General features: G+C 47.2%; 19 protein-coding genes. 13 read left to right on the top strand and 6 right to left on the bottom strand.

Features of this window, described 5'->3' with window-relative positions; all coding sequences use genetic code 11:
- The first annotated feature begins 52 nt into the window (after positions 1-52).
- From HMPREF1536_RS23585 to HMPREF1536_RS23595, 3 genes are read left to right on the top strand one after another with little or no spacing between them, the layout of a single operon-like run.
- Entirely contained in the window at positions 53-1,801 is a 1,749-nt protein-coding gene (locus tag HMPREF1536_RS23585; protein ID WP_028727295.1) for a glutamine--tRNA ligase/YqeY domain fusion protein, read from the top strand.
- Between the two features lie 31 nt (positions 1,802-1,832).
- Entirely contained in the window at positions 1,833-3,275 is a 1,443-nt protein-coding gene (locus tag HMPREF1536_RS23590; RefSeq protein WP_028727294.1) for a tetratricopeptide repeat protein, read from the top strand.
- A complete protein-coding gene (locus tag HMPREF1536_RS23595; protein ID WP_028727293.1) occupies positions 3,276-4,187 on the top strand; it encodes a DUF368 domain-containing protein in 912 nt (303 codons plus the stop codon). It abuts the gene before it with no gap.
- A 308-nt stretch (positions 4,188-4,495) separates the two neighbouring features.
- Here HMPREF1536_RS23595 and HMPREF1536_RS23600 read toward each other — a convergent pair whose 3' ends face one another.
- The 5 genes from HMPREF1536_RS23600 to HMPREF1536_RS23620 all read right to left on the bottom strand — a co-directional run bounded on the left by HMPREF1536_RS23600 (position 4,496) and on the right by HMPREF1536_RS23620 (position 11,433).
- Positions 4,496-5,890 carry an ABC transporter permease gene (locus HMPREF1536_RS23600; protein WP_028727292.1) on the bottom strand — a complete coding sequence of 465 codons (1,395 nt, stop codon included), beginning with the start codon at positions 5,888-5,890 and terminating at the stop codon, positions 4,496-4,498.
- Positions 5,891-5,905: 15 nt separating this feature from the next.
- Positions 5,906-7,441 carry an ABC transporter permease subunit gene (locus tag HMPREF1536_RS23605; RefSeq protein ID WP_028727291.1) on the bottom strand — a complete coding sequence of 512 codons (1,536 nt, stop codon included), beginning with the start codon at positions 7,439-7,441 and terminating at the stop codon, positions 5,906-5,908.
- 30 nt (positions 7,442-7,471) lie between these two features.
- Positions 7,472-8,191, bottom strand: coding sequence for an ABC transporter ATP-binding protein (locus HMPREF1536_RS23610; protein WP_028727290.1), 720 nt, complete (start codon positions 8,189-8,191; stop codon positions 7,472-7,474).
- A gap of 45 nt (positions 8,192-8,236) precedes the next feature.
- Positions 8,237-9,676 (bottom strand): NEW3 domain-containing protein, encoded by a 1,440-nt coding sequence (locus HMPREF1536_RS23615; protein ID WP_225608050.1) that lies wholly within the window; start codon positions 9,674-9,676, stop codon positions 8,237-8,239.
- Between the two features lie 224 nt (positions 9,677-9,900).
- Positions 9,901-11,433, bottom strand: a complete 1,533-nt coding sequence (locus HMPREF1536_RS23620; RefSeq protein WP_028727288.1) for a TolC family protein — start codon at positions 11,431-11,433, stop codon at positions 9,901-9,903.
- A gap of 298 nt (positions 11,434-11,731) precedes the next feature.
- On the opposite strand from HMPREF1536_RS23620, the gene HMPREF1536_RS23625 reads away from it, so the two are divergent.
- The 10 genes from HMPREF1536_RS23625 (at position 11,732) to HMPREF1536_RS23660 (ending at position 22,704) form a co-directional block, all read left to right on the top strand.
- Positions 11,732-14,032, top strand: a complete 2,301-nt coding sequence (locus HMPREF1536_RS23625; RefSeq protein WP_028727287.1) for a GH92 family glycosyl hydrolase — start codon at positions 11,732-11,734, stop codon at positions 14,030-14,032.
- A 52-nt stretch (positions 14,033-14,084) separates the two neighbouring features.
- Positions 14,085-15,329 (top strand): GAF domain-containing sensor histidine kinase, encoded by a 1,245-nt coding sequence (locus HMPREF1536_RS23630; protein ID WP_028727286.1) that lies wholly within the window; start codon positions 14,085-14,087, stop codon positions 15,327-15,329.
- Positions 15,326-16,696 (top strand): sigma-54-dependent transcriptional regulator, encoded by a 1,371-nt coding sequence (locus HMPREF1536_RS23635; protein ID WP_028727285.1) that lies wholly within the window; start codon positions 15,326-15,328, stop codon positions 16,694-16,696. Before HMPREF1536_RS23630 ends, HMPREF1536_RS23635 begins: the two co-directional genes overlap by 4 nt.
- A 140-nt stretch (positions 16,697-16,836) precedes the next feature.
- Positions 16,837-17,064: a 4Fe-4S dicluster domain-containing protein gene (locus tag HMPREF1536_RS27300; RefSeq protein ID WP_046148958.1), complete on the top strand. Its 228-nt coding sequence runs from the start codon at positions 16,837-16,839 to the stop codon at positions 17,062-17,064.
- Between the two features lie 7 nt (positions 17,065-17,071).
- Positions 17,072-18,151 carry a 3-methyl-2-oxobutanoate dehydrogenase subunit VorB gene (locus HMPREF1536_RS23640; protein ID WP_028727284.1) on the top strand — a complete coding sequence of 360 codons (1,080 nt, stop codon included), beginning with the start codon at positions 17,072-17,074 and terminating at the stop codon, positions 18,149-18,151.
- Between the two features lie 5 nt (positions 18,152-18,156).
- Positions 18,157-18,327 (top strand): hypothetical protein, encoded by a 171-nt coding sequence (locus tag HMPREF1536_RS27995; protein ID WP_167331495.1) that lies wholly within the window; start codon positions 18,157-18,159, stop codon positions 18,325-18,327.
- Between the two features lie 13 nt (positions 18,328-18,340).
- The gene (locus tag HMPREF1536_RS23645; RefSeq protein WP_028727283.1) at positions 18,341-19,105 is read left to right on the top strand and encodes a thiamine pyrophosphate-dependent enzyme; all 765 of its coding nucleotides are present in this window, start codon (positions 18,341-18,343) and stop codon (positions 19,103-19,105) included.
- 16 nt (positions 19,106-19,121) lie between these two features.
- Positions 19,122-19,664, top strand: coding sequence for a 2-oxoacid:ferredoxin oxidoreductase subunit gamma family protein (locus tag HMPREF1536_RS23650; protein WP_028727282.1), 543 nt, complete (start codon positions 19,122-19,124; stop codon positions 19,662-19,664).
- Between the two features lie 70 nt (positions 19,665-19,734).
- Positions 19,735-21,870, top strand: coding sequence for a putative porin (locus HMPREF1536_RS23655; protein WP_028727281.1), 2,136 nt, complete (start codon positions 19,735-19,737; stop codon positions 21,868-21,870).
- A 6-nt stretch (positions 21,871-21,876) separates the two neighbouring features.
- The gene (locus HMPREF1536_RS23660; RefSeq protein ID WP_028727280.1) at positions 21,877-22,704 is read left to right on the top strand and encodes a transporter substrate-binding domain-containing protein; all 828 of its coding nucleotides are present in this window, start codon (positions 21,877-21,879) and stop codon (positions 22,702-22,704) included.
- Positions 22,705-22,708: 4 nt separating this feature from the next.
- Here HMPREF1536_RS23660 and HMPREF1536_RS23665 read toward each other — a convergent pair whose 3' ends face one another.
- Positions 22,709-24,253, bottom strand: coding sequence for a PAS domain-containing sensor histidine kinase (locus HMPREF1536_RS23665; RefSeq protein ID WP_028727279.1), 1,545 nt, complete (start codon positions 24,251-24,253; stop codon positions 22,709-22,711).
- Positions 24,254-24,314 lie beyond the last annotated feature (61 nt).

Raw genomic sequence — 24,314 nt, forward strand, 5'->3', positions numbered from 1 at the left:
AGAAATCGCTACCTTTGCTCCGTTAAAAAGAAATAACATATTCAGAACAGATATGAGCGATATCAGAACGAACGAAGAAGAAGGCAAAAAGAGCCTGAATTTTATTGAAGCAAATGTTGAGAAAGATCTGGCAGAAGGTAAAAACGGCGGACGCGTACAAACCCGTTTCCCACCCGAACCCAACGGTTACCTGCATATCGGACACGCCAAAGCCATTTGCCTGGACTTCGGCATGGCAGAACGTTACAACGGAGTTTGTAACCTTCGTTTCGACGACACCAATCCGGTAAAAGAAGATGTAGAGTATGTCGATGCAATAAAAGAAGATATAGAATGGCTCGGATTTCATTGGAACAACATCTATTATGCATCCGACTATTTCCAGCAGTTATGGGACTTTGCCATCCGTCTGATCAAGGAAGGAAAAGCCTATATCGACGAACAAAGTTCGGAAGTTATCGCCCAGCAGAAAGGAACCCCTACCCAACCGGGTATCAACAGTCCGTACCGCGACCGTCCTATCGAAGAGAACCTCGCGTTATTCAAGAAGATGAGCGACGGCGAAGTGGAAGAAGGTGCGATGGTATTGCGTGCTAAAATCGATATGGCGAATTCCAACATGCACTTCCGCGACCCGATCATCTACCGCGTGGTTACCTCAGCACACCATCACCGCACAGGCGATAAATGGAAAGTGTATCCGATGTACGACTTCGCACATGGTCAGAGCGACTACTTCGAAGGCGTTACACACTCGCTTTGTACCTTGGAATTTGTGGTGCACCGCCCGTTGTACGACCTCTTCATCGACTGGCTGAAAGAAGGCAAAGACCTGGACGATAACCGCCCCCGCCAGACTGAGTTCAATAAATTGAACCTGAGCTATACGCTGATGAGCAAACGCAACCTGCTCACGCTGGTAAAAGAGAAGCTGGTAGACGGTTGGGACGATCCCCGTATGCCGACAATCTGTGCTTTCCGCCGCCGTGGTTATTCCCCCGAGTCTATCCGCAAATTTGTAGACAAGATCGGTTATACGACCTATGATGCCCTCAACGAATTCGCTTTGTTGGAAAGTGCCGTACGTGAAGACCTGAATGCCCGTGCCACACGTGTATCGGCCGTCCTCGATCCGGTCAGACTAATCATCACCAACTATCCGGAAGGAAAAGTGGAAGAGATGGAAGCGATCAACAACCCGGAAGATGAAACGGCAGGAACCCACCTGATCGAATTCAGCCGCGAGCTGTGGATGGAAAGAGAAGACTTCATGGAAGATGCACCGAAGAAGTTCTTCCGCATGACTCCGGGACAGGAAGTCCGCCTGAAGAATGCCTATATCGTGAAATGTACAGGCTGCAAAAAGAACGACGCCGGCGAAGTGGTGGAAGTATATTGCGAATACGATCCAAATACCAAGAGCGGTATGCCCGATAGCAACCGGAAGGTAAAAGGAACCCTGCACTGGTTGAGCTGTGCCCACAGTCTGCCCGCAGAAGTCCGCTTATACGATCGTCTCTGGAAAGTAGAGAATCCACGCGACGAATTGGCCGCTATCCGCGAAGCAAAAGACTGTTCCGTTCTGGATGCGATGAAAGAGATCATCAATCCGGACTCATTAAATATACTGACTAATTGTTACGTAGAGAAATATCTGGCAGATGCCAAACCGTATGATTACCTGCAATTCCAGCGTATCGGTTATTTCAACGTAGACAAAGATTCGACGCCGGAAAAGCTTATCTTCAACCGCACCGTATCCCTGAAGGATACCTGGAGCAAGATGAAGGATAAAGCGTAATAAACAAGATAAAAGAGAATTTACCTGATATATGAAAGAAGATGATATTTCACGCCTGTTACAACGTTACCTGGATGCACACGAAAAAGGGAAAGAACCCTATTTCGACGCAGATGAACTCAGCGACTTGTTGGACAGTTTTGAAGAATCGGATGATTATAAATACTTCGATGAAGTTTTAGCCTTAGGGCTAAAGCTCCATCCGGGTAATACGGATTTACAAATCAGGCAGTGCCGCTTTTATGTCTATAATGAAGATTATGACAGTGCGCTCGCTTTGATCGATTCTATTGCCGAAACCGACAACCAGGACCTGGACTTATTACGATTGGAATGTTTTTGCATGCTCGACGAATATGATAAAGTAGTCGAATTTACGGAAGACATCGCTGCACGGGATTGTGACTATCTGGAATTAGCATTCGAGTACATCGCTCCCCTTTTAAGTGATATGGATATGGGTAAGGAAGCGCACGATTATATCAAACGCGGCATTGCCTTATTCCCGGACAATCTCACCCTGAAAGATGAGCTATGCTACAACCTGGAAATGGAGGGCGACATCGACGGTGCCATTGCCATATGCAACGAACTGATCGATAAAGATCCATACTCGCACGACTATTGGTTCTCGCTCGGACGCCTGTATTCTATCAAGTCGGAATTCGATAAAGCAATCGAAGCTTTCGACTTTGCCCTCACCTGCGACGATTCGGATCCCGAACTGAAAATACTGAAAGCTTACTGCCTCTACATGAACGAAAATTATGAAAAGGCACTCGAAGTATATAAAGAGATAGAAAGCGAATCGGATATGTCGGAACGTATCAAGCCGTTAATGGCAGAATGCTACATCAAACTGGAAGATTATGAAGGAGCATACGCGATGCTGAAAGACATCATCGGAAAGAAGGTCACAGCCAATGAGCCGGCAGCATACATTAATTATATCCGCTGCTGCACGGAAACCGACCGCGACCGGGAAGCGTCCAAAGCGCTCATAAAAGCTGTAGAGTTATTTCCGAGTAATGTCCGGATACTCTCCTTACTGGCATTGACTTACGTTGAGAACGGGGAAGATAAACTTGCTATCGAGACAACCGAACGGCTGTTCGACGTGTTGGATCAAGGAAGTGATTATCAACCGGAAGATTACGAAAGCCTGTTCCATGCCGGACAGTTCCTGTATATGAAGGGAGAAATAGAGAAAGCGCTCAAATACTACCATAAGGTGATAGAAGTCAACCCCGACATGCCTTATATACATCTTCATATGGCGATGGCTTATCTGGCAAAGGGAGATATGAGACATTTCGGAGAACATTTCTCGCAGACCTCTCCGCAGGAACTGGTCGAATACCTGGAAAGCTCGGGGGTAGACTTCAGCGATGTGGAACAGCAACTGATGGGTAAACACATTCCACCGGAAGATCTGACAAAAGAATTCCTCAATAATAAAGACAACAACAATTAAATGAACAGAAATCTAAAAGACTACGGTCTCTTACTTTTGAAAGGCATGGGAATGGGGGCGGCAGATGTTGTCCCCGGTGTATCTGGTGGTACGATTGCCTTTATTGTAGGTATTTATGAAGAGCTGATCGATTCGATCAAAAGTATTAACGGAGCGAGTCTGAAATTACTTTTTACCGGTAAGATCGCTGCATTCTGGAAAGCGATCAATGCCAACTTCCTGCTATCGATCGTTGCCGGTATCGGCATCAGTATTTTCTCACTGGCAAAGCTCATCACCTGGTTGCTGGTGACACACCCTATCCTGGTATGGGCTTTCTTCTTCGGGTTGGTACTGGCTTCTACCTGGTTTGTATCGAAGGATATCAAGCAATGGAACTGGAAATCGATCCTGTGCTTTATCATCGGAGCGGTCATCGCCTATTACATCACAGTGGCCACACCGGCTGAGACTCCCACCAACCTGTTCTTTATCTTCCTTTGCGGGGCGATCGCTATCTGTGCGATGATCCTGCCGGGTATTTCGGGTAGTTTCATCCTTGTTTTGCTGGGTAAATACTTCTACATTATGGAAGCTGTAAAGACATTCAATATACCGGTGATGCTCGTTTTCATTTGCGGAGCAGTGCTGGGTATCACCTCTTTTTCACGCATCCTATCATTTGCCTTGCGCAGATTTCATGACACGACGATCGCCGTACTGGCCGGATTTATGCTGGGTTCGCTGAATAAAGTATGGCCGTGGAAAGAAACGATAGAAACATATACAGACAGTCACGGTGTTATCAAACCGCTGGTAGAGGCAAATATCCTGCCCGATCAGTTGGTATGGGAAGCTGTCGGATTAATGATCTTTGGCTTTGCCATCGTATATTTCCTTGAAAAGTTATCCATGAAGGAAGCTAAGGCTTAAAAAAGAAATCTCTTCCCTATGCTCACGCACGGAGAAGAGCTCGGTCTCTCGCCAAAGAGAACCTCATCAATTATGTTAACCTTATAGGTTATAAAGGGAGCGATTCGCCAAGAGTAGCTCCCTTTTCTTGTTGAAAACACACATTATTATAGTTTTGTTCATTCGTATTCCGGCAGCGCCATCTATAATACAAATGGCGTGCCAAAAGCCTATACATCTATTTATCAACCATATACTATTTCAACATCAACCAGGCTATGTCAAATAATTAGACACCGACGTCTAATTATTTGACAATCTAAATCAATTTATCTCACATCATACCTTGTAAAGAAATAAAAACAAGCCATGAACAGCACGGCAATCGTAACGATCATCGCAATCAGGTAACCACTGATAAACTCGATACGCTGACTGAAAGAGGCGATCTGTTCCTGGTATTGCGGAATCTGATCGATAGCGACAGGTTTCTTACTGGTGGAAAAATCTTCTTTTGGATTATACCAATGCGGGCTATCGGCATCTTTCGCATCCACATCTTTGAACCATTGTAAAAACTGTTCCTGAAAAGCATGCAGGTCATTCCAGTTCTTCTGGAAACGCAGATAACCGCCCCCCAGAAATGCCTCATTCATATAATCAAACTGCGCAATCGGTGAAAGTAATGTGAAATTACGGGTCTGCTCGAACTGACGGAATTGTTGCAGGTAATAAGCATCATTATACATCTTATCACTATTCATCAGGTTAGTCTGATTCTTCGCACGTAACTCATGCCGGGGATAAAATGCATCCATACCATTGGATGACCAACTTCCTGCCGGTGCGTTACGGTTAATATCATTAGACGCCTCCTGACGTTTCTGAGCCACTTCGTCCGATGTCGGTATGCTGAATAACTTCTTTGCCCAGAATACAGAAGTATTGGGAATGATAACTGCAGCAAACAACCAGAAACAAAGGGAAATAAGCAAGCTAATATTGGAATAGCGCGTAACCACCGACGAAAGCAAACCAAAGACGGCAAAAGTAGTGATGAATAAGAAGCTGATCAACATAAACCCAGCAGTCTCGATCAGAAAGTTTCCGTTCAACTGCACCTGACCGGAAACAGCCAGAATAAGCAAACTGATTATTATGCCAATCAACTCCATGAGTCCTACCACTGTAACGATACTCAACAGCTTGCTGCACAGGAAAGTCCGGCGAGGTACGGCATTTGAAAAGACCAAAGCCAACGTCCTCTCCTCTTTCTCCCCCGAAATGGCATCAAATGCAAAAAGCAAAGTAATAAAGCTCAGGAACATGGAAACAATAAACGCCCAACTCAAGCTATCCGTACGGACCAGGAGAGGATTATTACTATCGTGACGTACCGAATAATCAAACACATTATAAGCGCTGTAAGTGATACGATTAGGCAAATAGCTTTCCTTGCAATCGGCTATTACACTGTTTTCTCGCGGAGAGATGATAAAACTATTCCTTGCTGTCGCCACTCTTGAGATATTTTCAGAGAGTTTGCCCAACGTCTCCTGCTGTGCTACGCTATACTTGGCATAGTTATCATGCATATCCTTAAAAGAAGAAGCAAATGAGATACTACCCAACGTAAACACCAACACAACAATCACAAAAGAGACCTGAAAGCGCAGACTATACAGATAGTTCTGCAATTCACGTATATATAAAGTTGTAAACATAACTGTATTTATTTATTATCTGACATCATATTTCATAAACGACGCAACTGTTCCGATCAACAACACGATCGCCAACCCAAGCAAAGCACATAAGCGTCCCAGCGCATCACCTAAAGTAGCCGAAAGTGTTACCGGTTGAGGGATATAACGGGGAACACCGCTCGTATCCAGATACGGAAATTCAGAATTACTTCTACCATATTTCTTCCATGTTGCTTCATCTCCCAGATCTACTTCCGCCTGTGTTGGAAATTCGTCCAAGGGCTGACCGGTAAAATAAGCAGTAGACTCAAACAGCTTTTGATCCTTAAAATAGGTAATAACATTCTCCCTATATTTACGCAGACTTTCCATATATTTAAGGAAACTGCTCACATCGGTACGGCACAGAGCATCCGTCGTCTGGTCGAACAATTCGGAAGGTGACAACCAGGCGATAGCCTGTTGTAACCGTTGCTGACGTACCAGTCCGTCCAGATAATTCCGTTGCAAGGCCCATTTCTTATCCGCATTATTCAACATGACAGGTGTTGCCCAAATCTGCATCTGCTGATGGAACAAAGGGGTTTCACGAGGCCCACCGGCAAGCTCCAGATATTCCGGTCCATCGCCAGTACAGTTATTATAACTCAAATATTTCATATTAATCCTTTGGGATGCACGCGGCCATTCTTCCATATATTCTTTATGATAAGTATCGTCATAGTTTTTCATAATTGCCTGTACGTTATCATACAAAGGAGCTTTTGAAATGCCCTGTGCCAGGTAAGTCGCAATATTAGGCATCAGGAAAAGGAACCATATCCAGCATAGCAAGCTGATAATAATGGAAGAAGACGAATGTGTCACCCGGCTGGAAATGAACATTCCCAACAAAAGAAATACCATCATATAAATAATCGATGTCAGCAGGAGCAGTATTAACCCGCCCCAATCGGATACGGAAAATGAAATTTCAGGATTAACCACTATAATGAGGCAAGCCAGCAGATAACAAAACAACAAGATAGGTAACAACGTAAGTATCAATCCTAATAATTTCCCCATTAGGAAGGATACGCGGCTTACCTGTCCTGTAAAAGTCAACTTCATCGTCCCGTCTTCCCGCTCCCGGGTGATGGCATCATACGAAAAGACGAGTGCCAGCAACGAGATCAGAATAGCGATCACTTTAGAGAAGTCGATCGAGAAAAAGGCATTCAGAGACGGGTTATCGCGGGTGAGTGTATGTCCTTCGGGAAACAACGGATATTCCCAGAAAGCAACCTTCACCTTATTGCCGACATTATTGATAATACCTGTACTGAATATACTCAGCGGCTCCGGCTCCTGCACAACAGTAGGACGTACGTGTGACCATACCCGGCTCTCTTTCATTTCTCTATCCGCCTGTGCCTGCTCTATCTTATAGACACGCACCTGGTTCTGATAATTATCCACACTGACGATCACCGTAAACGGTATCACCAGCAGACACAGCACAAACCCTATAATAAACCTGACCGACAACAAGTTCAGCAGGAAATCTTTCTTTGCTATTAACCAAATCATAATATATTATGTATTATATCGTTTGTACTCTTATTCTATGACAGCTTCCTGCATATAATCCAGATAGATACGTTCCAGGTCGTCCTGAAGGAATTCTTCACGGCTGCGAAGCATCACCAGACGGCCTTCCTTCATGATACCGACGCGATCGGCTACCGCTTTGGCACGGAAGAGGTCGTGGGTACACATCAGGATACTCTTTCCGGCGTTACGCAGGTTGATCAGTATCTGCATCAATTCAGCTGCACTCTTAGGGTCGAGGCCGGTGGTCGGTTCGTCCATCACGATATTGTCGGCATCCTTGATGATGGCGATTGCCAGACCTACTTTCTGTCGCATACCTTTGGAGAAGGTCTTCAGTTTACGTTCGAAGGCTTCTTCCTGAAGGCCGACACGGCGCATGACGTTATAATAGTCCGTCTTTGTCAGGTTCGGCTTCCCTCCCAGACGGGCGAAGAAGTCGAGGTTCTGACGGGCGGTGAAGTTGCCGTACAACATCACATTCTCGGAAACGAAAGCAACGTGGTTCTTTGTTTCCAACGGGTTTTCCATTACGTCGATGCCGTCTATCAGGGCATGGCCGGAAGTAGGTTCGATAAAATTTAGGAAGATATTGATAGAAGTGGTCTTCCCCGCCCCGTTGGCACCCAGTAAAAAGAATATTTCACCCGGTTTGATTTCCAGGTTCAGTGAATCAAGGGCCAGGTTGCCGTCTTCATATCTCTTTGTCAAATCGATTGCTTGTAGCATAGTGTTCTTATTTTTATTTGTTCTTATTCTGTAATTATATATTGCTTACCGTTTGCTAAGCTTCATGCCGAACCAAACGATTCCCCCGACAAAGCCGATGAGCAACAAGATCAGGAAGATGGTTCCGATGATGGAAGTGGAAGCATTTACCTGGATACGGACAGTCTTGTCTTCGGTATCCACCTTGCGGTTATCGGCCATAGCTTCGGTCTTGATCTTTACTTCCTGGGCACCTACTCCACCGTCCGACGGCGGGATGATGGTTACCTTCACGGTCAGTTCCTTTTCCGGTTCGAGACTGCTGATCACATCCGGTTCGATACGGGTATCCCATCCCAGAGGCTTCTCTGTTGTCAGCTTGATGTTATCCAGGCGGCGGGTTCCTCCGTTGCGGACGGTCACGTCCATAGCCACTTCTTTTCCGACAGTCGTTTCATGATAGAGGTTGTTTGCACGCACTTCGATCTTTCCTTTTCCACGGGGGATGATCTCCAGGTTTTCGCTTCCGGCCTTTTCACCGTTGGCGGCGGAGACTGTCTGTACCTGGAATTTTATCGGTTTGTCGATCACTACCTGCTGATCGTCGCGATCCGGCAGATAGACTTGCAAAGATAACTTCTTTATGTTTACCCCCTGTGCAAATTTGATCTGAGTCACTTTACTTTCGCCATCGGTAAAGTCATAGCTTATCTGGCGCGGCAGATCGAGGATCTCCAGGCGGTAGACATCATCCGAGGTAGAGAAACGTTCGAGGGTCAGGTCGTAGGTCGCCTTGCTGCTCAGGTCAGTTTCCTGGCTGAACTGCATAGACGAGATATCGATCACGTTCACACTGGCATCCTTCTTCAGATAGATATTCTTTTCATCTTTCCGGTTGTTGTAATTCAGCGCCACCGTCAGGTTCTCGGCATCCTTCAGCAGTTCAAAGTCGGCAGTCGCCACCTTTCCCAACTTGATAAACGGGACACGGAACTCGTAGGGAGAACCGATAATCGTTTTCGACTCGTTATCTACTAACGATACATATATATTATATATTTTACCGGAACGCATTTCGGGAGTGAATACGTCGAAGTGTTCCTGAAACTGGTTCAGGTACTCCTCATTTCCTTCGAGGGCACTCTTCAACGTGATCTTCACCTTTCGCTCGCCCCGCTGATCCTGATACTTCACGGCACGTTCTACGGTGATGTAACTCTGTTGCGAGATCAGTTTAAGGATCAGCTTCTGATAGTCTACCTCCTTACTCAGCAGCTCATTCTTCGAGCGGTTGAAGTCGTTGGCAGAGATGGCTTTTTCATTGTACAACTTCGTGTCGTTCTGATACTTCTGTTTGGCCACTTCATAATCGGCACGCGTCTTCTTCAGGTCGAGCAACAGGGCTGCTTCGCTATTCTCCTGTGCCCGGACGCCGAACGACAGCATCAGGAAAGCCAGCAATACTGGCAGTGTTTGAATCATTTGTTTAATCATTGTCGTATTCATTATATATATATTTATCTTTCCGATAGGGAACTTCTAACTCAAAAGCGCCCTGTAACTAGTATTTTTCTCCTATATTCTTTTGCTTTTGAGCATGCTCAAAATTAATTTCGGGCTTGCTAAAAATCAATTTCGAGCTAGCTCAAAATTAAATTCATGCATGCTCAAAAGTATACTTCCTTGTATATTTTGAACTAATAAGTCACTATCCGAGAATTAGTTGTTGCCTACTTTCCGGCTAGTTCCTTATCTTCTGGCATGAAACTGCGGTTATGTTCGAAGTCATACATCGTCTTCCGGTTCAGGTCGGCTACTGACAACCGGTAGGTGATATAACTGTCTATATAAGCCAGTTGCACCTGCGAAAGACGCTCCTGCTCGATAGAAAGTTCCTGGCTCGTCATGTCTCCGTTCTCGAAACGCATCTGGCTGATACGGTAACTCTGTACGGCTACTTCCTGGTTACGGCGGTTGATGCGGTAACGCTTCTCGGCTTCATACACGCTGCGTACTATTTCGCGGATTTCCTGTTCGATGGTTCTTTTGGTGTTGTCGAGGTTCAGTTCGCGTTGTTTCAGGCGGACTTGTTCGCGGCGTACCTGGTTCTTGGCACGTCCCCAGTCCATCAGCGGGTAAGAGACGGTCAGGGCGATACCACGGTTGGAAGGGCGGTCGCGCATATTATCGAACGACGAACCGACCAACTGGCCTACCGATCCTTCTCCCCGCGTACTCAATCCCGTAAAGTCGTAATAGGCGGAGATATTTCCTTTGAACTCCCGTTCGCGTTTGGCGCGTTTCACTTCGATGGCTTGCAGTTCGATGTCCAGGTTGTCTTCCTGTATCTCCATACGGTTGCGCAACGCCTCATCGATGGCCTGTTGCATGTCGACGATAAAAGCTTCAAACTCCATATCCGCTTTCAGGTCGATTTCCTCTTTCAGATCAAGACCAATCAGCAGTTTGAACTGGTCTTTGGCTGTCGACAGTTTGCCTTCGCTTTCCATCACGCGGGCTTCATCCTGTGCCACGGTGATCTCGGCGATCAGCATTTCCCCTTCGGGAAGGTTGCCTGTTTCCTGTTTCAGCTTGGTGATGCGGTAGGCTTCGCGGGAGTTGGCCAGGCGGTCTTGGTTGATCTTATGCTCGTAAGCCAGTTTGTACACGTTGTAGAAACCTTCGGTTACATTATATACAATATTCATCTGTACACGGGTGAAATAGCAGGTGCTCTTCCGGAAGTCGAGTTCGGCCACCTTCATATTCTCTTTCAGCTTATTGGCGGTGAAGATCGGCTGGTTGAAGGACAGGGCGAAACGGCTGTACACCTGGTCGCGTTCCAGTTCTTCGTAATCCTTTTGTGAAAGCGTGGTACGGTAATTCTCCCAATACATTTTAGAAGACAGGGCAAAGTTACCGCCGGTGGGCAATACATACGTGAAGTTCAGGTTTCCTCCCACCTGCAGGGAACCGGTAGAGTTATACACCGGCAGACCGTCGGCCTGCGACACCTCCGTCAGTTCTTCCGTCCACGAGGGAGTAAAGAGGCTGAAGTCGAGCATCGGCTTGAACTGCGCTTTCGTGTAGAGGTAAGAGTAGCGGGTGGCGTCCATGTCCTCCTTGTAGTATTTCACCGTATAGCTTTCGCCCAGGGCAATACGGATGGCCTCATCATAGGTGATCGTCCGGAGGTTTTCCGTCTCCGCATGTCCCGCCAGGGCGAACCCTATTAATAAAGATGCTAACAAATTTCTTTTCATATTATATCGAATTAAATCTTTCCGGGTAACACATTACCCAATTATCGTTATTTGTTCCTTTATACGCCTATAGTAAGGCAAACGGCGTGCCAAAACAGCAATCGGTTGATTATACATCGCTTACGGAAACGGGTAACTTTTTACTCATGGGTAAGCGGGAAGAGCCTTACCCAAATTGGGTAATTCTTTACCCATTCAGGGATATTTCAGAAGATAATACAATCTATTCAGCAGAAAATTATAATCCGGACACGGGAAAAGCCATATCTTTGCCCAACGATATTAAACAAGTAATACCATGAATATAAAACAAGTAGCCCGTTATACCTTTTTATCCCTGACACTATTCACTACGTTGGTTTCTGCCGGGACGAAAGAGCCTGTCGATTATGTGGATATGTTTATCGGCACCTCCAATTCCCGATGGATGCTGGGGCCTTATGCCCAGGAACCGTTCGGTATGGTGCAACTCGGCCCGGACAACCAGGGAAACGTTTGGATGGGCGGATACGAATATGCCATCAACAGCGTCTCCGGCTTCAGTCACCTGCATGCCTGGACGATGGGCGGACTGATGATCATGCCGACAACGGCCGACCTCGCCCTGTCGAACCCTTCGGTGGATTCCCCTTACAAGGGTGCGAATGCCGGTTACCATTCCCGTATCCTGAAAGAGACGGAAAAAGCCTCACCGGGATATTATTCCGTCTATCTGTACGACCATGAAGTGAAAGCGGAACTTTCCGCCACCACCCGTTGCGGCATCCATCGTTACACCTTCCCCGAAAGAAAGGAATCGAGAATACTGATTGACCTCCTCTTCCCTACCGAATGGGATTACGGGTTCAGCGTAAAAGATGCATGCATCACCAAAGTAAGTAATACGGAACTGGAAGGGTATGCCGACTGTCAATCAGGCCCGTGGAGCAGTTGGAACAAATACAAACTGCATTTCATCGTCCGCTTCAGCAAACCGTTCTCCCAACTGAACGGCTGGAATGAAGGGGAAGAAAAAGAGAATATACAAGCGATAGCCGGAAAGAACGACATCGGAGTCTATGCCCTTTACAACACAGAAGAAGGGGAAAGTATAACCGTCTCCACAGGCTTATCGCTGGTCAGTATCGAGCAAGCCCGTTTGAATATGGAGACAGAACTGGCACCTTTGCAATACGACTTCGACCGCGTAGCGTCACAAACCCGCAATAAATGGAACGAACTGCTCGGCAAAATCGAGATTGAAGGAGAGAACGAAGTGGATAAAACCAAGTTCTACACCAACCTCTACCGTGCCTATGCCGGCAAGCAAACCTGGAACGACGTGAACGGACAATACTGCGATGCCTGCGAAAACGTGCAACAACTGGATCACGGCAATATGTACGGCGGCGATGCTTTCTGGAACAGTTTCTGGAACCTCAACGGACTCTGGTCTATCCTCTCGCCCCGCATTGTAGACGATTGGGTGACCACCCAACTGGAAATGTTCAAACATACCGGATGGACAAGCAAAGGGCCGGCCGGACTGGAGTATTCCGGCATCATGGAAGGTTCGCACGAAACCGCCCTCCTGGTGGCCGCTTACCAGAAAGGCATACGCAAAGACGGGGAAGAGATCTACAAAGCGGTAGTAAAGAATGTAACGGAACCCGGCATCAACCATCCTTGTGGCGGCAATTGCGGCAATCCTCTACTCGACGTTTACATCAAGCAGGGTTATATGCCGATGGAAAAGGGTGTCGTTTCCAAAACACTCGATTATGCCTACGACGACTGGTGCGTCTCGCAACTGGCCTTTGCCCTCGGCAAGAAGAAGGAAGGGAAAGCCCTGTTGGCACGTTCCATGAACTACAAGAATGTATTCCATCCGGAGAAGAAGTTCGTTATGCGCCGCGACAGCCTGGGTAACTGGGATGCGGACTTCGATGTCTTTTCCAACAAAGGGTTCATCGAAGGGAACAGCTGGCAATATTCCTGGTATGTGCCGCATGATGTGCCGGGGTTAGTCGGTTTTCTGGGTAAAGACCTGTTCAACAGCCGCCTGGAAGAGGGCTTTATCAAGTCGGAAAAGCATAAGTTTGCCGCACATGTATTCGACCGTACGACGGGGCAGTCTGCCGAATTCTATATCAACCAGGGGAACGAAGTGAATCTGTGTACACCGTTCCTGTTCAATTATTCCGGCAAACCGTGGCTGGCGCAGAAATGGTCGCGTGCCATCCTGGACAGTTTCTACGGCTCCACACCCTATCACGGCTGGGAAGGGGATGAAGACGAAGGACAGATGGGCGGCTGGTATGTGATGAGTGCCCTGGGCTTCTTCGAAATGAACGGCGGCGCTTCCCTTCAACCGGAACTGGAACTGACCAGCCCGCTGTTCAACAAAGTCACCATCCATTTAGACCCGGATTATTATAAGGGAAAGACCTTTACGATCGAAGCCCGCAACAACTCGAAAGAAAACATCTATATCCAAAAAGCGTATCTGAACGGCAAAGAATTAAAACATCCCCGGATACCTTTTGCCGCCATTGCCGCCGGTGGAGAACTGGTACTCGAGATGGGCGATCAGCCGGCGTACGGGTGTTTTAAAGATTAATTGCTCTTTATTCGTCTGCTTTTTATACTTTTGTACAAAGATCAGAAACAATATGCCACTATTTAAGAAGAACGAACAAGCCGCACAGCCGAACCTGGAGCTACTGCTTTCGGAGTTTAACCGGTCGCTGGCACTGATCGTCGACAAACAGTTACTTATCGGCAATATCGTTGCCAAAGTAAAACAGATATGCCCCGTGGAAAGTATTTATATCTTCCTGCGGGATGAGAATACAGGCAAGTACAGGCAGCAGAACGAGGCAAAGAACAAACCTGTGACGCTGACCGGCCGGAGCCGGTTGGTCAACTGGCTGTCGGTAAACGAAAAACATCTGATCGTATCCGAGCATCCGGACATTATCGATTATTTCCCGGAAGAAGAGCAGGAAGCCATACGGCAGCTGGGCTCCGAACTGATCTTTCCCCTTAAAGTGATGAACCAGACAAACGGCACCATCTTCATAGGAAAGAAAAATGACGGCACCCGCTTTACCGAACAGGAACTGAACCTGCTCTCCATCCTGATCAACCAGGCGAACTTTGCGATCGAACATGCTTCGCTATACGAGATACAAACGGAACGCCTGAAGAAGATGTACCGCACCGACCGTCTGGCTACGCTCGGCGAACTGGCTGCCGGAGCCGCCCACGAAATACGGAACCCGCTGACGGCTATCCGCAGCACGATCCAGTATCTGAGCAAAGACTTCAGTAGCGATCCGGCAAAAAGCGAAATGATGACGGAGCTGATCTCCGAAGTGGAACGTATCAACAAAATCGTACAAGGCCTGCTGTCGTTTGCCCGTCCGTCAGCCCTCGATGCTTCGGAGGTAAACATCGAGCAACTGATCAACCAGACGCTTCTGCTGGTGACGAATACCTTACGCAAACAGAATATAGAAGTAGAATTCGAATACTTCACCGACAACACGACCATACAGGCCGATGCGGAACAGCTGAAACAGGTTTTTCTCAACATCATCCTCAACGCTGTCGAGGCAATGAACCGGAATACTCCCGACCGCTCGCGTACATTAATAATAAGTATAGAGAAAGGGGCTCCCATCAACCCTCATTCCCGTTACCTGATCATTTCGTTCGAAGACACCGGAAGGGGCATCGAACAGAAAGACATCGAGAATGTATTCAACCCTTTCTTCACGACAAAAGAGGAAGGAACCGGACTCGGCCTTGCCATCTGTTACGGTATCATCAACCGGCATGAGGGCGAGATAGAAGTAAAAAGCACGCCCGGCAAAGGCACTTGTATGAATGTAAAACTACCGCAACGTATATGAAAGCAAAAATAGTAGTGGCCGACGACGAACCGCGCATCTGTAAAATGATCTGCCGCCTGCTCACGGACGAAGGATATGATGTGATGCCTGTCGAAAACGGACGGGAAGCAGTGGAAGCGCTCCTCTCCTTCCAGCCCGACGTTATCTTACTGGATCAGCAGATGCCCGTCATGACCGGAGTGGAAGCATTGGAAGAGATCAAACAAATAGCCCCCAACCAGGTCGTCCTTTTTGTAACGGCTTTCGGCTCTATCTCGCTGGCGGTCGACGCTGTAAAGAAAGGGGCTTACGACTTTATAGAGAAGCCTTTCGACAACGATAAACTACTACTCACCGTAGGTCGTGCCGTCGAACATAGCCGGATGAAAGGAGAAATATCGAACCTGAAAAAGAGCCTGGGCGAAAAGAAAAGTGCCGTCATCGGAGACAACACCGGCCTGAAGCAGGTAATGACACAGGTGCGCCGGGTGGCGGAAACCAATGCGACAGTGCTGATACACGGCGAAAGCGGAACCGGAAAGGAATTGATTGCCCGTGCCGTACACGACAACAGCCTTCGCAGCCAGGGCCCGTTTGTGGCTATCAACTGCGGGGCAATCCCTCTTACCTTGATGGAAAGCGAGCTGTTCGGACACGAACGCGGCGCCTTTACCGACGCCAAAGAAGCCAAAGCCGGCACTTTCGAACGGGCGGACGGTGGCACGCTGTTCCTCGATGAAGTAGGCGAACTGCCTTTGGATGCACAGGTCAAACTGCTTCGCGTATTGGAAGAACGGAGAATTACCCGCATCGGTGGAAAGAAAGCCATTCCGGTAGACGTCCGCATCGTAACGGCTACCAACCGCAACCTGGACGATGAGGTAAAGAACGGGCATTTCCGGCTCGATCTGCTCTATCGCCTGAATGTGTTTACCCTGATCCTTCCGCCCCTGCGCGAGAGGAAAGAAGATATTCCCCTGCTGACCAATTTCTTTATCCGCAAATATAACCGGACGCTGAGCCTCGACGTACAATCCGTCAGCCCCGAAGCAATAAGCCTGCTTACGTCTTACGACTGGCCCGGCAACGTGCGCGACCTGGAGAATGCGATACAGAGTTCAATGATACTTTGTACAGGTGGCGTGATCCGTCCCGAACATCTGCCCGACCGGATAAAAGGATATGAGTTAGCCGAAGCACAGACCGTAAGCGGAAACAGCGGAAACAGTATCCGGGAGATCAATGCACAGATGGAGAAAGAGCTTATTATTGAAGCCCTGAAAAAGCATAACTTCAATCGTACCCTGACAGCAGAGGCTCTCAATATCAGCCGGAAGACATTGTTTAACAAAATGAAGCGTTATGGGCTGTCGTCGGATGAAAATTGACACTGCGCCTTTGCTATTCATTGGCTATCTGTCATTGTTACGAGGAATGATCTATTAAAAAACAAAACATCCCCTTGTTTTTATAACATTAGTTCTTAACTTTGCCATCCTACACGACATAAAACATAATTAGTTATACTATGGCAAAAATAAAAGGAGCGGTAGTTGTCAACCAAGAGCGCTGCAAAGGATGCAACTTATGTGTGGTTTCCTGTCCGAGCGATGTATTGGAATTACACCCGCGTGAAGTGAATAACAAAGGGTACCATTATGTGTACATGAAAAACCCTGATGCTTGCATCGGTTGCGCCAGTTGCGGATTAGTTTGTCCGGACGGTTGTTTAACCATCTACAAAGTAAAAATATAAAACAGATATGGCAGAAGAGATAAAATTAATGAAGGGGAATGAAGCCATTGCACATGCAGCTATCCGCTACGGTGCTGACGGATACTTCGGTTACCCCATCACTCCGCAGTCGGAGATCCTGGAAACCCTGATGGCTGAAATGCCCTGGGAAACTACCGGAATGGTAGTACTGCAAGCCGAAAGCGAGGTTGCGGCAATCAATATGGTATATGGCGGTGCCGGTACCGGCAAACGTGTAATGACTTCATCATCCAGCCCCGGTATCAGCTTGAAGCAGGAAGGTATTTCCTATATTGCAGGTGCCGAGTTGCCTTGCCTGATCGTTAACGTGATGCGTGGCGGCCCCGGTCTGGGAACAATCCAACCCAGCCAGGCAGACTACTTCCAGACTGTAAAAGGGGGTGGACACGGCGACTACCGCCTGATCACGCTCGCTCCTTCTTCCGTACAGGAAATGGCGGATTTCGTAGGACTGGGTTTCGACCTGGCCTTCAAATATAACAACCCGGCTATTATCCTGGCAGACGGTATCATCGGCCAGATGATGGAAAAAGTGGTTATGCCTCCTTTCCGTCCCCGCAAGACAGAAGCCGAAATCATCGCCGAATGTCCGTGGGCAGCACAGGGTAAGCTGAAAAGCCGCAAGCCGAACGTGATCACTTCACTGGAGCTCGACCCGGCCAAGATGGAAGAGAACAACATCCGCTTCCAGGCTAAATATCGCAAAATTGAAGAAAACGAAGTACGTTACGAAGAGTTCCATTGCGACGATGCGGAATACCTGCTGGTTGCTTTCGGTTCTTCCGCCCGTATTTGCCAGAAAGTGGTGGAGATCGCTCGTGCGGAAGGCATCAAACTCGGTTTGTTGCGTCCGATCACTTTATGGCCGTTCCCGACAAATGCTATTGCCGCTTATGCCGATAAGGTAAAGGGTATGCTTTCTGTCGAACTGAATGCAGGTCAGATGGTAGAAGATATCCGCCTGGCTGTAAACGGGAAAATAAAGGTTGAACACTTCGGCCGCCTGGGTGGTATCGTGTTTACTCCGGATGAAGTACTGAATGCGTTGAAAGAAAAGTTATTTTAATTTGTATGATACGCGGAAGTAAAACTGATAGTATATTAACAGCCCTGTTCATGGTATTGGCGGCAGCAGCGATCATCTGCTACTTCGCCGTCGACGACCGCCATGTATTCTTATATTGCGGCGGCGCAGCCATCTGCTTCAGACTGGTTCAATATCTACTGAGATTTATTAGATAATTTAGCAACAATTATGGAACTCAACGAAATAATTAAACCGGAGAATCTGGTCTACACAAAGCCGGAATTGATGAACGATAATCCCATGCACTACTGCCCCGGTTGCAGCCACGGTGTCATACATAAGCTGATCGCCGAAGTGATCGCCGATATGGGAATGGAAGAAAAAACAATCGGTATCTCCCCGGTAGGATGTGCCGTATTCGCTTATAACTATCTGGATATCGACTGGATAGAAGCAGCTCACGGACGTGCTCCTGCCATCGCATCGGCTATCAAACGCCTGAATCCGGAAAAGATGATCTTCACCTATCAGGGTGACGGTGACCTGGCCGCTATCGGTACAGCCGAAACGATCCATGCTGCCAACCGTGGCGAAAACATCGTGATCGTATTCGTGAACAATGCTATCTATGGTATGACAGGCGGCCAGATGGCTCCTACTACATTGGAAGGCATGCCTACCGCCACTTGTCCGTACGGCCGTAATATCGCCCTGAACGGTTATCCGCTGAAGATCGGCGATCTGCTGGCTCAACTGGAAGGAACCTGCCTGGTTACCCGCCAGAGCGTACAGACTGCCGCTGCCGTTCGTAAGGCGAAGAAAATGCTTCGCAAAGCCTTCGAAAACTCTATGGCCGGTAAAGGTACTTCGGTTGTCGAATTCGTTTCCACCTGTTCATCCGGCTGGAAGATGACGCCCGAAAAGTCGAATACCTGGATGGAAGAAAACATGTTCCCCTTCTACCCGCTGGGCGACCTTAAGAATAAAGAATAAGTAATACAAGAACGACATGAAACAAGAAATTATTATAGCAGGCTTTGGCGGACAAGGCGTTCTGTCGATGGGTAAGATACTTGCTTATTCCGGACTGATGGAAGGTAAGGAAGTCAGCTGGATGCCTTCATACGGCCCCGAACAACGGGGCGGTACAGCCAACGTAACCGTTATCCTGAGCGACGACCCGATCAGCTCTCCGATCCTGAATGAATACGATATAGCCATCATTCTGAACCAACCTTCGATGGATAAGTTCGAAAGCAAGGTGAAACCGGGCGGTATCCTGATCTACGACGGATATGGAATACATACACCGGTTAAGCGTACCGACATTGGCGTTTACCGTGTGGATGCAATGGATGCTGCTACCGAAATGAAGAATGAGAAAGCATTCAACATGCTTATCCTGGGCGGTTTATTAAAAATTGTTCCGATGGTAAAACTTGAAAATGTACTGTTGGGGTTAAAGAAGTCTTTGCCCGAACGCCATCACAAGCTGATCCCGATGAACGAAGCTGCCATAAAGAAAGGTATGGAGATCATACAGAAAATGTAATCTTGCAAAAAGAATATAAAGAGGGGCGTTTCTTTCGCAGGAACGCCCTTTTGTTTTATCTTTGCAACCCATGAAGCATTGCTTATACATATTATTGTTGCTGATAGTATCTGCCACAACCGTTCTGGCTCAACGAGGAGCCGGCAAGGCAGATCAACGGGGAGGAAGAGGACAACGCGGTGGCTTCTCTCTGTCAAATCTTTCTTCATCACAGAAAGAGATACCGGACAGTTTACTGGTTGCAGACAGCACCACGCTGAATTCCAAGCGTCTCGTCGCTTACCGTCTTACGCCGCTCCTGGGTGAACCCTACGTGGCTCCACTGGATACCAATAAGCTGAACTTCGGTAATACAACGCTGGTCGAAAGTAAATCGTTAGCCGTAGGATACCTGGCCAATCTGGGATCTCCTGCACAGACAAAGATCTTTTCCGAACGGAAAGAGGCCCGCGACTTCATCTTCGCCGATGCATACGATTACTACATCACGACACCGGAGAATGCCTATTTCTACAACACAAAAATCCCTTATACCAATATTATGTACACCACCGCCGGCGGTAGTACCAACAAGGAAGAACAGCTGAAAGGTACGATGACCATGAACTTCGGCAAGAAGATCAACGTGGGTGGCGACCTTGACTACATATACGGACGGGGACATTATAAAGATAACGGGGATAAACTGTTAAGCTACCGTCTCTTCGGTAGTTACCAGACCGACCGTTACGAAATGCATGCTTACCTGAGCAACTTCAACTTCGTGAATTATGAGAACGGCGGTATGGCGAACGACTCGACGATCAACCATCCGGACGAATATTTCCCGGAAGGACGTCCTTCCGATACCAAATCGTACGATGTCCGTTATCAGGCAAGCGCCTGGAACCGTGTGCGCGGCAAACGATATTTCCTTACTCAACGCTATAATCTCGGATTTACCCGCGAACTGGAAGAAGCCGACGAAGAAGGAAACGTGCAGGAAGTATTCGTACCCGTATCCAGTATCATTCATACAATCGATTACGAAGACAACCGCCGTCGTTTCATTTCCCATAGTTCACTGCTCGACTCCGCTTATGTAGTCAAGGACGGTAACCAAAGTTTCCCCCGCATCTACGGACTGGGAGCGACACTGAACGACCTGACCTCTTCATGGAATTTAAAAAACACGATCGGGCTTTCTCTCCGGGAAGGATTTCAGGACTGGGCAAAATTCGGACTGACTGCCTTCCTTACTTTAGAAAAGCGCCGGTTCAAACTGGAGCCCAAGATAGAAGGATTACGTTATGGAGAATATGGCAGAGGCCCCCATTTCACGGTCGATAATTTCGACCTTAGCAGCCTGCCGAAAGACAAGATATACGACGAGTTTTCCACCTATATCGGAGCGGAACTGTCTAAACGCATGGGAAGCATCCTGACCTATAATGCCCGTGGCGAGCTCTGCCTTATTGGTAGCGATGTCGGAGAATTCCGCGCTACCGGTAATCTACAAACCCGTTTCAAGCTATTCAAGAAAGATGCAACGATCAGGGCGAACGCTTATATCAAAAACGTAACACCTGCCTTTTATATACGTCATAACCACTCCCGTTACTTCTGGTGGGACAATGACGATTTTAAAAAGATACAACAGATATATGCGGGTGGAGAAATCGACCTCGAATCGACCGGAACGAACTTGTCGGCCGGAGTGGAAAGCATTCAGAATTATATCTTCTTCAATAAAACGGGAATGCCCGAACAACACGGAAGTAATCTGCAGGTGGTAAGTGCCCGCCTTAAACAGAACTTCCGTTATCGCGCTTTCGGTTGGGAAAACGAGGTGTGCTGGCAGATGAGTAGCGATAACGAGGTGCTGCCTCTTCCTAAGTTCAGTGCTTACTCCAATATGTATCTGGCTGCCAAAGTAGCAAAAGTATTGACCGTACAGATCGGAGCCAACGTATATTACAATACAGCGTATTATGCTCCTTACTACGAACCGGCTACCCAGCAATTCCAGGTTCAGGACGAAGTGAAAGTAGGTAATTATCCCCTGATCAATGCCTACGTGAATTTCCACCTGAAACAGGCTCGCTTCTTCATTATGGCTTACAACTTGAGTAGTAAATTTGTTGAGCCGAACTATTTCTCGCTGTCACATTACCCGCTGAACCCGATGGTGTTGAAGATGGGTATTGCCGTTACATTCAATAATTAATACAGTATGAAATCGCGGAAGTTACTGGTGGTCTATATGATCTTGCTGGCAGTCGTCCTGGTTGCCATGTTTCAGTTGTTTCAGTTCAACAAAGAAAAACCGGTTCTTCCCAGAGACTATCCTGAAATAAAGAAAGAGGGCATCCTGCGCATCGTGACGGAATACAACCAGTCAGGATATTATGTGGCCGGAGATACGATCGAAGGTTTCCAGTACGAACTGAGCCAGGCTATTGCCAAACTGTCCGGGCTGGAAGTGCAGACCCATCTGGAAATGAGCCTTGCCGAAAGTTTCCGGGAGTTGTCCGACAATACATGCGATGTGATTGCACGCAACATTCCTATCACCAGCGATATAAAAGAGAACTATTTGTTTACCGAACCGATCGTTCTCAACAAACAGGTACTGGTACAACGCACGGAAGAAGCGAATAATGGTATCCAACCGATCCGTAACCAGTTGGATCTGGCACAAAAGACCTTATATATACCCAAAGACTCACCGGCCAGACTGCGTCTGCAAAACCTGGCACATGAGATAGGCGACACGATTTATGTCGAGGAAGATGAGCTTTATTCCAGCGAACAACTGGCTATTATGGTTGCCAAGGGAGATATCGACTACGCCGTATGCGACCTGCAGATAGCCAAGATATCCAAAGAGAATCTGCCCGAAATAGATATCGATACCGATATCAGTTTCACGCAACTTCAGTCATGGGCAGTCCGTAAAGACTCCCCTATCCTGCTGGACAGCCTGAACAGCTGGCTTTCACAAATAAAGGAAAGCGGCTTGTATAAGCAAATATACAAGCGCTATTATGGGAATAAGTAATTACTCAATCGTGTGAGGGCAGAATAAACGAGAAGGTGGAACCTTCGCCCAACTTAGACTCCACATGGATCGAACCGCCCATTTTAGTAACCAGTCCGTTACAGATGGCAAGACCGAGTCCGATACCTTCCACGTAGTCATTGATCTTTACGAAGCGGTTAAACAAGCTCTGCAATTTATCTTCCGCAATCCCCATACCGGTATCTTTCACATAAAATTTCAGGCGGCCGTCTTCCAGCGCTTTATATCCCATCGTGATACTTCCCTCTTTCGTATTCTTGATCGCATTGTTAATCAGGTTATTGATAAGCTGCAACAAACGGATCTGGTCTGTGCCGAACGTACATTTGTCCAGCCCTTTTTCCAGTTTTAATACCACACCTTTCGGCATACGGGGTTTTACGGAAGCATAAGTTATATCCATCATTTCATTCAGATCGACCGGGACGTAACTGATCTTTATAGCATCCGCTTCGATCTTCGACAGATCGAGAATATCGTTGATCAACTGCATAAGCAAGAGGTTGTTCGCCTTGATGATCTCATAATACGACATCCGTTCTTCATCTGTATCCGCAAACGCCATCATTTCTGAAAAACCGGTAATAGCATTCAGCGGGGTACGGATCTCGTGGCTCATGTCCGCCAGGTACTTCGATTTCATTTTATCGGCTACCTCCGCCTTCGCACGGGCTTCTTCCAGAGAGAGTGCCTGCCCTTTACGATCCTGTATATTGATCGAACAACCCAGGATAACCGAAGGACGTCCCTTTTCGTCACGTTCATACACATATGCAGACGCTTCACGCCAGTGATAATCTGTATTTCCGTTATATTTTACCCGGACTTCAAACTTTACTTCCGACATTTTACCGGAACACATCTTACGCAAAAGATCCCAATAGTTCTCCTGATCTTCGGGATGCACATTACTTATATACTCCGGCCAGGATATCGCTTCCTGTATATCACGATGGCCTTCATTACCATTCAAGAGTATTCTTGTATCCGCGTATTCATCCGTACTGTCCGGATTAACGAATATGGAGCAAGTATGTATATCGCTCGACTGCAAGGCCAGTTTTGTCAGGGTCTGCGCTCTTTTAAACGCATTTTCTATTGCGTTCTTTGCAGTTATATCACGCCAGAAAGCAAGCAAAAGGGTTTTCCCATTGCTCAAGGATATCGGGAATTTTGTGACTTCGATATCTTTGATTTCACCTGCCGGAGTCTGCACCTTTCCGTGAAACTCTACCGTCTTTCCGGTATCGATCACTTCGCGGTCGATCTCACAACGTATCTCGGCAGACAACAAAGTATCGTAATTCACATCGGAATCATCATGTCCTTCTATCAGGGAAGCATTAATTCCCGTAATATCTTCCATGAACTTATTCCAATAAAGATAATTGAAATTATTACTTGCATCCTTTACAAATACCCCTAAAGGTAAATGATCCAGAATAGTATTCAATAGTTCGCGAATACTACCCTGTTCCTTTAAAGTTAACTCTGACGGAAGATCGTCAAGACCATCATTAATCCCCATATCACTTGCTCTTTTTATCAAAATCGGGCATAAAGATATTTATTTTTATTATACTTAACCA

It is taken from the genome of Parabacteroides gordonii MS-1 = DSM 23371, from assembly GCF_000969825.1.
GTDB lineage: Bacteria > Bacteroidota > Bacteroidia > Bacteroidales > Tannerellaceae > Parabacteroides > Parabacteroides gordonii.

Coding starts and splice junctions, on each gene's coding strand:
- HMPREF1536_RS23605 (WP_028727291.1), bottom strand. CDS start 7,441: ATGATTTGGTTAATAGCAAAGAAAGATTTCCTGCTGAACTTGTTGTCG.
- HMPREF1536_RS23660 (WP_028727280.1), top strand. CDS start 21,877: ATGAAATCGCGGAAGTTACTGGTGGTCTATATGATCTTGCTGGCAGTC.
- HMPREF1536_RS27995 (WP_167331495.1), top strand. CDS start 18,157: ATGATACGCGGAAGTAAAACTGATAGTATATTAACAGCCCTGTTCATG.
- HMPREF1536_RS23590 (WP_028727294.1), top strand. CDS start 1,833: ATGAAAGAAGATGATATTTCACGCCTGTTACAACGTTACCTGGATGCA.
- HMPREF1536_RS23585 (WP_028727295.1), top strand. CDS start 53: ATGAGCGATATCAGAACGAACGAAGAAGAAGGCAAAAAGAGCCTGAAT.
- HMPREF1536_RS23635 (WP_028727285.1), top strand. CDS start 15,326: ATGAAAGCAAAAATAGTAGTGGCCGACGACGAACCGCGCATCTGTAAA.
- HMPREF1536_RS23600 (WP_028727292.1), bottom strand. CDS start 5,890: ATGTTTACAACTTTATATATACGTGAATTGCAGAACTATCTGTATAGT.
- HMPREF1536_RS23630 (WP_028727286.1), top strand. CDS start 14,085: ATGCCACTATTTAAGAAGAACGAACAAGCCGCACAGCCGAACCTGGAG.
- HMPREF1536_RS23595 (WP_028727293.1), top strand. CDS start 3,276: ATGAACAGAAATCTAAAAGACTACGGTCTCTTACTTTTGAAAGGCATG.
- HMPREF1536_RS23625 (WP_028727287.1), top strand. CDS start 11,732: ATGAATATAAAACAAGTAGCCCGTTATACCTTTTTATCCCTGACACTA.
- HMPREF1536_RS23650 (WP_028727282.1), top strand. CDS start 19,122: ATGAAACAAGAAATTATTATAGCAGGCTTTGGCGGACAAGGCGTTCTG.
- HMPREF1536_RS23615 (WP_225608050.1), bottom strand. CDS start 9,676: ATGAATACGACAATGATTAAACAAATGATTCAAACACTGCCAGTATTG.
- HMPREF1536_RS23620 (WP_028727288.1), bottom strand. CDS start 11,433: ATGAAAAGAAATTTGTTAGCATCTTTATTAATAGGGTTCGCCCTGGCG.
- HMPREF1536_RS23665 (WP_028727279.1), bottom strand. CDS start 24,253: ATGGGGATTAATGATGGTCTTGACGATCTTCCGTCAGAGTTAACTTTA.
- HMPREF1536_RS27300 (WP_046148958.1), top strand. CDS start 16,837: ATGGCAAAAATAAAAGGAGCGGTAGTTGTCAACCAAGAGCGCTGCAAA.
- HMPREF1536_RS23655 (WP_028727281.1), top strand. CDS start 19,735: ATGAAGCATTGCTTATACATATTATTGTTGCTGATAGTATCTGCCACA.
- HMPREF1536_RS23640 (WP_028727284.1), top strand. CDS start 17,072: ATGGCAGAAGAGATAAAATTAATGAAGGGGAATGAAGCCATTGCACAT.
- HMPREF1536_RS23645 (WP_028727283.1), top strand. CDS start 18,341: ATGGAACTCAACGAAATAATTAAACCGGAGAATCTGGTCTACACAAAG.
- HMPREF1536_RS23610 (WP_028727290.1), bottom strand. CDS start 8,191: ATGCTACAAGCAATCGATTTGACAAAGAGATATGAAGACGGCAACCTG.